The sequence below is a fragment of the Fluviicola sp. genome (genome assembly GCF_030151805.1).
GTDB lineage: Bacteria > Bacteroidota > Bacteroidia > Flavobacteriales_D > Crocinitomicaceae > Fluviicola.
Genome location: NZ_JASLCN010000199.1, coordinates 1 through 10,594 on the forward strand (window position 1 = coordinate 1; position 10,594 = coordinate 10,594).

Annotated in this window: 10 protein-coding genes; 5 read left to right on the top strand and 5 right to left on the bottom strand. The window is 41.4% G+C overall.

The features are described 5' to 3' along the window. Position 1: 1 nt before the first annotated feature. The 5 genes from Q1V93_RS07470 to Q1V93_RS07490 all read right to left on the bottom strand — a co-directional run bounded on the left by Q1V93_RS07470 (position 2) and on the right by Q1V93_RS07490 (position 4,451). Positions 2-1,225 (bottom strand): NAD(P)-dependent oxidoreductase, encoded by a 1,224-nt coding sequence (locus Q1V93_RS07470; protein WP_300663336.1) that lies wholly within the window; start codon positions 1,223-1,225, stop codon positions 2-4. 8 nt (positions 1,226-1,233) lie between these two features. Next, positions 1,234-1,857: an HAD-IIIA family hydrolase gene (locus Q1V93_RS07475; RefSeq protein WP_300663338.1), complete on the bottom strand. Its 624-nt coding sequence runs from the start codon at positions 1,855-1,857 to the stop codon at positions 1,234-1,236. Between the two features lie 62 nt (positions 1,858-1,919). Continuing rightward, positions 1,920-2,918, bottom strand: a complete 999-nt coding sequence (aroF, locus tag Q1V93_RS07480) for a 3-deoxy-7-phosphoheptulonate synthase (RefSeq protein WP_300663339.1) — start codon at positions 2,916-2,918, stop codon at positions 1,920-1,922. Beyond that, a complete protein-coding gene (locus Q1V93_RS07485) occupies positions 2,915-3,916 on the bottom strand; it encodes a CBS domain-containing protein (RefSeq protein ID WP_300663341.1) in 1,002 nt (333 codons plus the stop codon). Before Q1V93_RS07485 ends, aroF begins: the two co-directional genes overlap by 4 nt. A gap of 130 nt (positions 3,917-4,046) precedes the next feature. Next, positions 4,047-4,451 (bottom strand): DCC1-like thiol-disulfide oxidoreductase family protein, encoded by a 405-nt coding sequence (locus Q1V93_RS07490; RefSeq protein WP_300663344.1) that lies wholly within the window; start codon positions 4,449-4,451, stop codon positions 4,047-4,049. 235 nt (positions 4,452-4,686) lie between these two features. Between Q1V93_RS07490 and elbB the strand changes: the two genes are divergently transcribed. From elbB to Q1V93_RS07515, 5 genes are all read left to right on the top strand, one after another. Continuing rightward, positions 4,687-5,373, top strand: a complete 687-nt coding sequence (gene elbB / locus Q1V93_RS07495; protein ID WP_300663345.1) for an isoprenoid biosynthesis glyoxalase ElbB — start codon at positions 4,687-4,689, stop codon at positions 5,371-5,373. Continuing rightward, a complete protein-coding gene (locus Q1V93_RS07500; RefSeq protein WP_300663347.1) occupies positions 5,370-7,139 on the top strand; it encodes a DNA mismatch repair protein in 1,770 nt (589 codons plus the stop codon). The genes elbB and Q1V93_RS07500 overlap by 4 nt, the downstream gene beginning before the upstream one ends. A gap of 23 nt (positions 7,140-7,162) precedes the next feature. After that, entirely contained in the window at positions 7,163-8,095 is a 933-nt protein-coding gene (locus tag Q1V93_RS07505; RefSeq protein WP_300663349.1) for a PHB depolymerase family esterase, read from the top strand. Positions 8,096-8,282: 187 nt separating this feature from the next. Beyond that, complete coding sequence (gene pckA / locus Q1V93_RS07510; RefSeq protein WP_300663351.1) at positions 8,283-9,893, top strand: phosphoenolpyruvate carboxykinase (ATP); 1,611 nt, start codon at positions 8,283-8,285, stop codon at positions 9,891-9,893. 249 nt (positions 9,894-10,142) lie between these two features. Continuing rightward, the gene (locus Q1V93_RS07515; protein WP_300663353.1) at positions 10,143-10,463 is read left to right on the top strand and encodes a hypothetical protein; all 321 of its coding nucleotides are present in this window, start codon (positions 10,143-10,145) and stop codon (positions 10,461-10,463) included. Positions 10,464-10,594 lie beyond the last annotated feature (131 nt).

Consider the following 10,594-nt stretch of genomic DNA (forward strand, 5'->3'; position numbering starts at 1 on the left):
ATTAAGCTGTAACCTGGTTCACATAATCGCTCAAATAAGCGAAGTACGAGGTCAGATTACCGTTCAGATCTGTTTCGGATCCGCGTCCGATAATATTATCCGGATCGTCTCCGAACAAATGCGGGAATACGGATTTAATCAATTCGTTTCCGAAATCTTCGGATGCATCTTTCGGTAATTCACACGGAAGGTTATCAACTGCCATGACGGTAATTGATCCGTCTTGTTTCCAATCGCATTCCAAACCTGTTTGCGGATCGTAACCATACAACGGATCTGCGATCTTTGATGCGCGCATCGTAGAGGCAATCGGCCCTTGAATATCGCACGAAACATCTGCAACAACCTTGATTTTATTCTTTTCGGATTTCAAATCGTCTGCCGTTAAAATAAACGGTGATTTATTGCTCCAGAAATGACAGGCAATGTACAAATCTGCTACCCGGGAATATCTTCCGAAACTGGATTCGTAGATTTCGGGAGTGGAATAAAATTCCTGTTTGCTGAATGGTTTTCCGTCTTTACGTCTGTAGTAATCTTCGATTTCCAAATGTGTGAAAACCGGTGTATCGAAGTTTTCTGTCAGGAATTCTTCCGGACTTACTTCTGTAAACGGAAGCAAATCCATGATCTCACGAGCACCATATCCGACTCTTCCGAAACCTGTCAGAACCAATTTTGTATTTGCGGGAAGAACTACTTTGTGCAATTCTGCCTCCATTTCTTTTCTTCCGGAACACTGATTTGCGGGTTTCAAGCTGTACAGGTTATTTCTTTCCCCGTACGCCAGCAAACCGTTGTACGCTCCTACAATTCCTGCATAGCGACCAAAACCGATGATGCGTTTGTTCTCTTTCGATTTCAACACCTCGTAATCGATCAACTGGATTTTTTGTTCCAATATTGCGCGAAGTAAATCCCTGTTATAAGGTTGTTTTTTGATGGTATGTGAAAAGAACAGGAATTTTTTTCCGGGAATCAAATCGGAAACATTCACTTCTTTCACTCCCATAATGATGTCACAATCTGACAAATCTTTCACCACTTCAATCCCTTCAGCCACATATTCTTCGTCTTTGAACGCACGAACTTCGCTCGCTTGTACAACGACTTTCACTTGTGGAAACTTCATCTCAACCAACTTACATTGTTTTGGGGTGAGTGGAACTCGCTTATCAGGCGGCACTTTACCTTCCCTGATGATGCCTAATTTCACTTGATTCATGTTGTTGTTTAATATTCTTTGATGGGTTCAGAAAGGAGAAAGTTATCAATAAATTCTCTCACTACTCCGGTTCCCCCATTTTTTGTTAATACAATATCTACCTCTTTCTTGACTTCCTGAACTGCGTCTTTCGGGCAGGCTCTCAAGCCAACTTCACGCATAATGGACAAGTCATTGATGTCATCGCCGATAATGGCTACCTGATCCAATGAAATAGAAAGTGCTTCACACCATTGTTTCAAAACGGTGATTTTTTGCTCTCTCCCCACGTACACATGATCAATTTTTAATACTTCCGCACGATTCCGAACCATTTTGTCCGTGAATGCAGAAGAAATAATTCCGCAGATCAGCCCCTTTTCCTGAGCTTTCATGATCCCCATTCCATCTTTCGTGTTGTACTTTTTGATCTGATCTCCGGATTCGGTGTAATACATTCCGCCGTCCGTCATCACGCCATCCACGTCCAAAACCAGGAATTTGATTTTCTCTATTTTGCTTTTCAAATGATCGAAAACAAAGAGCGGCTTAAACAGCAGGGAATAAAAATCCACTTCGTATTCTTCTGCAATAGCTTCCAGGTCCAGAATGGATAATTCCGTTACTCCGTCCACGTCAAAATCCTGCAGCATCTGATAAAAATCAACGCCGAATTTTGCGCAAAGACCTTTTATATTTTGCTCTAAAAACAAGATTATACCAATTTATATCCAACGCTGGAAGCAATCGGATTCAATGTTTGTAACAATTGCTTGAATTCTTCGTGATTCAACTGCTGGGAAGCGTCTGATTTTGCCACTTTTGGATTCGGATGCACTTCGATCAATAAACCGTCGACACCCAAAGCCGTACAAGCTCTTGACAAACCAGCAACTCCGTAAGCATACCCCATTGCATGACTCGGATCCAGGATTACCGGAAGATTGGTATAGTGTTTCAACCACTCAACTCCGCACAAATCCAGAGTGAATCGCGTTCCGGTTTCAAACGTTCTGATTCCGCGCTCGCACAGCACCACGTTTTCATTTCCTCCGGAAAGCACAAATTCTGCCGCCTGAACAAATTCCTGCAGGGTTGTTCCGAAACCACGCTTGATCAAAACCGTTTTCTGTGTTTTGGCGCAAGCACGCAAAATTCCCTGATCGTACATCGCTTTTGCACCAACCTGGATAACATCTGCATGTTCGATAATTTCATCAATATGCGTTGCGTCACGCGCTTCCGTTACGACGGAAAACCCATATTCTTCACGCATTTTAGCAAGCAACTTCAATCCTTCCAAACCTAAGCCCTGGAAACTGTAAGGGCTTGTTCTTGGTTTGTAGCATCCTCCTCTTAAAGCAGTTAATCCCAAAGACTTCAATAATTCGGAAGATTCTCTGATCTGCTCTTCCGATTCAACGGAACAAGGTCCTGAAATCACAATCGTGTTTCCCGTTTTTCCACCAACTGTTATATTACCGATTTTCACTTCCCGTGTTTCCGGACGGTAATTTCTGGATGCCAGCTGCATGTCATTCGGGAATACCCAATGAGCGTCAGTAACTCCTTCCAGTACTGCAGGAACTTCCTTCACACCGGAACCTGTAACCAATACATTGACTCCTTGAGAAACCAAATGAAATGCTTTGTTTTCTTTAGCTAATTTGGCTGCTTCAGCCGCACTTACCGATTGTTTTAAATGAATGATCATATTTCCCCTTTAATCAGGTTTACGAATGTTAAAATCCCTTTTGCCTTATTATTCTGGTCTACCACCGGCAAATAAAGAATCGGGAATGCATATTTTTTAATCTGTTGTAGTAAGTCGTTTACGGTTGCTGTTTCCTGTATCACCAAAGGAGTTGTGTTCATGATTTCGGAAATGAATTCCTGACTCAGATTTCCTTTTGTGCGGATCAGACTTTTACGAATATCTGCGTTTGAGATCAACCCTTTTAAATCGGATTGCTGATTCACAACTAAAGTGAACCCCAACTTTCCGATTTCAATTTCATTCAAGACTTCCAGTACGGATGCTTCTTCCCCGATTGCAGGTGCTTCGCTTAAAGGAATCATGAAATCCTTTACCAGGAATTGTGAATCCAGGTTTCGTTTGGTCAGATCCATCAAAGCATGTCCGATACTTGGCGCATTAAACAAGTAAGACCCGGAAACAGAAGTATGAACCCCCATGTTTCTCAGAATAAAGGAAACCTCTCCGTTTACACCTCCGTCTACATGCACTGATTTACCCGGATACTTTTTCTGAAAATCACGGATTTTTTTAAAATTCACCGAATCAAAAACGCCTCCGCTTTGTCCGGGAATAGTTGCCATGATCAGAATGAAATCAAAATTCTGGTATTTGTCAAACGCTTCGATTGAAGTCGGAGTAATGATCGCCAAGCCTTTTTTTCCGGTAATATCTGCCGGAATTACCAATTCTTCTTCCAGGTCTTCCATCTGAAAAGTCACATATTCTACCGGAACTTCGCGCAACAAATCAAAATAGTTCGACGGATGTTTCGTTATAATGTGCAGATCAATCGGGATAGTACACCAGGTTCTGATCTTACTGATATCTTCGAAAACCGAAGGATCATCATTACAGTCCACATGCAGTAAATCTACATGGTGAGCCGCCAAATCCTCAATCGTTTCCGACAGGTCGCGTTTCTTATCCGAATAAATCGAAGCAGATATTCTCATACGACAAAAATAGCTAAAGTATTCCCTTTACAAGGTATGTTCATCAAATGATATTAACAGAATTTGCACAAAAAATGATTGTTATTTTAACATCCGGTTTGTTTTAATACGGACTTGCTGAAAACGAACGTTAAACCGTAGGTTGAGATAAAAATCGAAGTGCCTGTTCTTTTGTCGGAAGCGCACAAAATTGACCAACTAAGCGCATTCTTCTTTTCGCAATAAATGAATAGATTCCGTCTCGGATAAAACGCGGAACGATCCAGCCTATTTTTCCCATCTGATAAGGAAAACGCAAGTAGTTCAATACTTTCAATGCAGCTGTGGAGCGTTTATTCAAGTGTTTCGTGTCCCAGAAGTAAAATGTCGACAGATCAATCTCCGGGATTCCCAACTCTAGAAAAAATGCTTTTGCAAATTCACTTTGGAGGGCACAGAAATGAATTTCACGGTTCTTCTCCTTGTTCAGAACAAATTGAACCGTTTTATTGCAAAAACCACAATCTCCGTCGTAGAAAATGATCGGTTTGTTCATAAGACAAAGATACGAAACAGATTTTTTGCATTGAATGCCAGGAAGTAAAATGAAGATGCTTTTCTTCGCTCCATTCGTTCCTTTTCCATGTTTTTCAGCATAAGAGTCATCTAACAATCTTGCTTTGAAACAGAATAGAATTGTATTTTTGAAAAGATAAAAACTGTTCCAGGGTTTATAACCCTGGAAGGGTGGTTCATTATTTTTTACGTATATTATAATAAAAAACAATAGAATGAATTTTGGGATTTTACTTTCTGGTTCCGGCGTCTACGACGGAGCTGAAATTCAGGAAGCCGTGTTGAGCATGCTTGCCGTTTCGGAATTGGGTGATTCGTATACCTGTATCAGTGTGAACGCTGATCAGTTTCATGTCATCAATCACGCAACCGGAGAAGTGATGAACGAATCCCGGAACATGTTTGTGGAAGCCGCACGCATTGCACGCGGAAACATTATCCAGATTCAGGACGTGCAACCTTCCGACATTGACGCATTAATTATTCCCGGCGGATTCGGAAGTGCAAAAAACTTTACCAAGTGGGCTTTTGAAGGTCCGGAGGGAACCATTTTACCGGAAGTGAAATTGCTTTTGGTCAATCTGATCAACATTGGAAAACCCATTGCGGCTCTTTGCGTGAGTCCGGTAGTTTTGGCCAAAGCATTGGAAGATTCTTCGATTCATCCTTCTTTAACAATCGGTTCTACATCTGAAGCTTCACCTTATGATATTGAAGCTTTTTCCCAGGGACTTGAAAAAACAGGAGCGAAAACCACCTATAAAACCGTTCACGAGATTCATGTCGATATGGAAAATAAAATTGTAACAGCTCCGTGTTATATGATGGACGCTTCAATCAGCGATATCTGGAAAAATATTCAACAGGCAATCACCGAATTGAAGAAACTCGCAACGATATGATCCCTGACTACGCTGCCAAATCGCTTCATTACAAACATACTGTCAATCAAATCAATAAATGCTTAAAGTTCATTGGTTGGTCGAGGTTATTTACACTTATCCTGGCTGTTTTTTGCTTCTATCAATCGAAAAGTCAGCTTGAAGCACTCTCCCTGATTTTCGGAATTTTGTTTTCGGCAGGATTCGTTTTCCTGGTTTTCTATCACTTCAAAGTGAAACGGAAGCTCCAAATTGCAAGTACGTATTTGTGGCTGAATGAATCCGAGGATAAATTTGTAAAAGAAACAGTTCCGTATTATCCGAACGGACACGAATTTACGGATACCGCCCATCCCTATTCTTTTGATATTGATTTGTTTGGTTCGCATTCGCTATACGAACATCTGAACAGAACTTCAACCGTTATCGGACGGGAAAAACTGGCAGAAGCTTTGCTGCACACAAAAACAAGCGAAGCACTTGCGGAAACCCAGGAAGCTGTCCAGGAAATTGCGGAAGATCTTGAATGGAGACAGGCATTCCAGGTTTATGCCAAACTAGGCGAAGACACGCCCGAAATCCGGAAATACATCGAACACTGGCAGGATTCCAGGCAATCCATTTCTGTTTTTTCGGTAATCCTTTCTTTTTTAATGCCTGCAGCCGGGTTGACCACCATGATTTTGTTCTGGCAGACGGAAAATGTTTACTGGTTCAATTGGGGAGTTGCCTTGTTTTCGGTTAATATGCTTCTTTTCGGCCTGGTTCAATCCAATATCCGGAAGGAAATCGGGAAAACAGAACGCATCGGAGCAGCTTTGCTTGCATACAGTGAAATGCTGCACCTGATTGAAAACAGAGTCTGGAAATCAAAGCTTTTGCAGGAAATTCATCAAAAAGTGCATTCCAAAAACCAGGCGGCAAGTTCTTTATTGAAAGAATCATCCCGGATTTACGAAAATCTCGACAGTATCAACAACGGATTTGCAGTTTTCCTCCTGAACGGAACCATTCAGTTTCATGTGCATATCTTCCGTCAATTGGTACGCTGGAAAAAACAACACCGCGAATCCATCAGTCAGTGGATCGAACAAATTGCCAAAGTGGAAAGCATTCTTTCCTTCAGTAATTTTCATGTAAATAATCCGGAATATAGCTTCCCTGTTTTAACGGAAAATCAGATTGCTTTCGAAGAACTGGGGCATCCGTTGATTGCTAAAAAATCGCGTGTCAACAATTCCATTTCATTCGACAACGAGCGTTTTGTGATTCTTACCGGATCGAACATGTCGGGGAAAAGTACGTTCCTGCGAACGTTGGGAATCGGAGTCATTCTTGCCAATGCAGGCTCGGTTGTTCCGGCAAAAAGTGCACAATTCTACCCGATTCCGCTACTTGTTTCCATGCGTTTGAGCGATTCACTTTCAGAAAGCACTTCGTATTTCTTTTCGGAGGTGAAACGATTGAAGCTGATCATTGACCATTTGAACACGGAAAAGGCTTTTGTGCTCCTGGATGAAATTCTGCGGGGAACAAACTCTGACGACAAGCGAAACGGCACGATCGGAATTGTGGAACAAATGGTTCGTTTGAATGCAATCGGGATGATTGCCACACATGATCTGGAGGTTTGCGAAACCACGAAAGCACATCCGTCGTATTTAAAGAACAAATGTTTCGAAGTTGAGATCAGAGACAACGATTTGTTTTTTGATTATACGTTGAGAGACGGCATTTGTCAGAATAAAAGTGCTACATTCATCATGAAAAAATACCAGGTCATTTGAAAGTAAAACATCCTATTGTATTCTTGTTTTTTCTGCCATTCATCGGGTTTTCCCAGCTAACGGACATTTCGGCTCAACTGAAAGCGAACCCGGGAAATCTGAACGCTTACATCCACGAACCGTTCGGGAAAAAGGAAGGAAAAAAGCCTTTGGTGCTTGTTCTTCACGGTTGTAACCAAACAGCAGATGAAATTGCATTGGGTTCAGGCTGGAATCAGTTGGCGGATTCCCTGGGATTTTTTGTGCTTTATCCCGAACAGAAAACAAACAACAACATGTTCCGGTGCTTCAACTGGTTTTTGAAAGACGACCAGGAAAAAGACAAGGGGGAAATGGCGAGTATCAACGAAATGATGCAATACGCCGTTTCTCATTATCCGATTGATGTTTCGAGAATCTATATTTACGGAGTAAGCGCGGGTGCAGCAATGAGTGTGAATTTCATGGCTTGTTACCCGGACAAACTAAAATCAGGAGCTATTTTAGCCGGAACAGCTTACAAACAAGTTGATTCTCCGATGAAATCGTTTGCAGAAATGCGCCAGCCGACTGTTTTTTCCGATGAAGTGCTTCGTCAGCGCCTGTACTCTCAGGATTCATTGTATTCCGGTGAATTCCCGCAACTGATCGTTGTTCATGGAACGGACGACAAAGTGGTGAATTACGGAAACGGGGAAGTGTTGGTGAAACAATGGAAAACCGCATTTACAATCGCTTCGGAAAGTGAGCGAAAAGTGAATGTAAATCCATCCTCACCCACCATTACCCGCAAGGATTACAAAGATGCATCGGGACGTTCTGTCATTATCTTTTATACTGCAGACAATTGGGGACATTACTTGATGATTGATCCGGGACCAGGACCAAAACAAGGTGGAGAAGTCACCAAACATGCTAAAGATGGAGATTTTTTCAGCACCTATGAAATTGCCCGCGACTGGAATCTGGCTCCCTAAACAGCAAGAAGTTATCAACTCAGTTTAAGTATCAAAAAGCTATTAAACAGTGTGTTACACTGACTCATGTAAACAATTTCTTCTTATTCTGTTAATATTTCTAGGGCAAAAAGGCTGATTTTTTGACGAATCCGTGTACTTTTGCACCAAAATAAGTTAGCCTCAAGGCAATACAAAAAGACATTTTATGGACGAATTTGGTAAACGAGGAAAAAATGCCGATTTAAAATCAACTATCGGATTAGAAAATCTCGGTAACGTATTCTGGAATTTAACACCAGCTGAACTTGTAGAAGATACGATCATCGGCGGTCAGGGTGTTTTAACAGACACTGGAGCGATTGCAATTGAAACCGGTGATTTTACTGGTAGATCTCCAAAAGATCGCTTTGTTGTTCGCGACGCAAATACTGAAAACAGTGTTTGGTGGGGAGATGTAAACATTCCCGTTTCCACAGAGCAATTTGATGCGTTATACAACCGCATGAAGTCTTATTTGATTGGAAAAGACATGTATGTTCGTGATGCTTACGCATGTGCAGACGACAAATTCAGAATGAACATCCGTGTTACAACTGAATTCCCGTGGTCAAACATGTTTGCTTACAACATGTTCTTGCGTCCTACGGATGCTGAGATCGAAAACTTTGATGCTGAATGGAACATCGTTTGTGCTCCTGGTTTCAAAGCTGATCCTGCAATCGACGGAACGCGCCAATCCAACTTTGCAATTCTGAACTTCACCCGTAAAATGATTATTATCGGTGGAACAGGATATACAGGCGAAATTAAAAAAGGAATTTTCTCTGTTTTGAATTACGTGTTACCACATGAGAAAAATGTACTTTCCATGCACTGTTCTGCTAACGTCGGTGCAAACGGAGATACCGCTATTTTCTTCGGATTGTCCGGAACAGGAAAAACAACCTTGTCTTCCGATCCGAACCGTCGTTTGATCGGTGACGATGAACACGGTTGGTCTGACAATACGGTTTTCAACTTCGAAGGTGGTTGCTACGCAAAAACAATCGACTTGTCGAAAGAAAAAGAACCGCAAATTTACGACGCAATTAAGTTCGGGGCGATTTTGGAAAACATCGGATTCTATGAAGGAACTTCTACTCCGGATTATGCGGATGGTTCAATCACAGAAAACACACGTGTTTCCTACCCGATTGATTACATTGATAACATCATGGTTCCATCTATCGGAGCAGGTCCAAAAAATATTTTCTTCTTAACTGCTGATGCATTCGGGGTATTGCCTCCGATCTCACGTTTAACGAAAGAGCAGGCAATGTATCACTTCATGTCCGGATATACTGCAAAAGTTGCCGGAACAGAGGTTGGTATTACAGAACCTACAACCACTTTCTCCGCTTGTTTCGGAAAAGCATTCTTACCGTTACACCCTGCAAAATATGCAAAATTATTGGGTGAGAAACTGGAAGGAACGGACATTAAAGTTTGGTTGATCAACACCGGATGGTCAGGAGGTTCTTACGGAGTAGGAAGCCGCATGAAATTGTCTTATACGCGTGCAATGATTACTGCAGCTTTGACTGGTCAATTGGATAACGTTAGCTTTGAAACATTGCCGGTATTCGAATTATCATTCCCTACTTCTTGTCCGGAAGTTCCGGGTGAGATTTTAAATCCACGTGAAACATGGGCAGATAAAACAGCATACGATAAAACTGCCAACCATTTGGCAGATCAATTCGTTAAGAATTTTGAGCAGTTTGCAGCAGAAACATCTTCAGATATTTTAGCAGCAGCACCAAAAGTGACTGTTTAACAACGTTTTTGATTTAGATAAAGGCTCTCCGAATTTTGGGGAGCCTTTTTTGTTTGCTTATGTATCCGATTTTGAGCGTTTGAATGATTTTTGAAAATACAAACGCCAAGAGGCACAGAGGATTCTAAAATTACTCACTAAACTTCCGGACATAACAGAGATTCAAAATCAAACTCCCAAAAAAGTTTAATTATTTAATTGATCCGAAACTTCGCTGTAATTTTCCCTCCTCAAAAATTAATTACCTAAATGAACGATCAGAACCCTTACTTCAAAATCAGTGAAGGAAAAACCTTCAACTATTTGATTCCAATCATCTTTTGCGCAATCGGAAGCCTTATAAGCTTTGTTTTATTATGGCCTTTGGGCATTCTTCTGGCGACGGCTTGTGTTTTACTTGGATCGATAGAATCCGGTCTGGAATTCAATACAGAAACCTTGCAGTACAGAAAATACCAGTCTTTATTTGGTGATTCCTGGGGGAAATGGCTCAAGGTAGAAAATCCGGATAGTTTTCATGTGCGTTTATCGGTGGATCGTATCAGTTGCAGAACTTTTGCCCAGATGTGAAGTCCGTCATACTACGGAAGAAATGCGGTTGCACAATCCAAATCAATTATTTCTAATTTGTTTTATCTAAGCAAAGATGATCGCTGGATCACTATCTATGAGTTTTCAAGTTACAAACTGGTGCTCAAAGC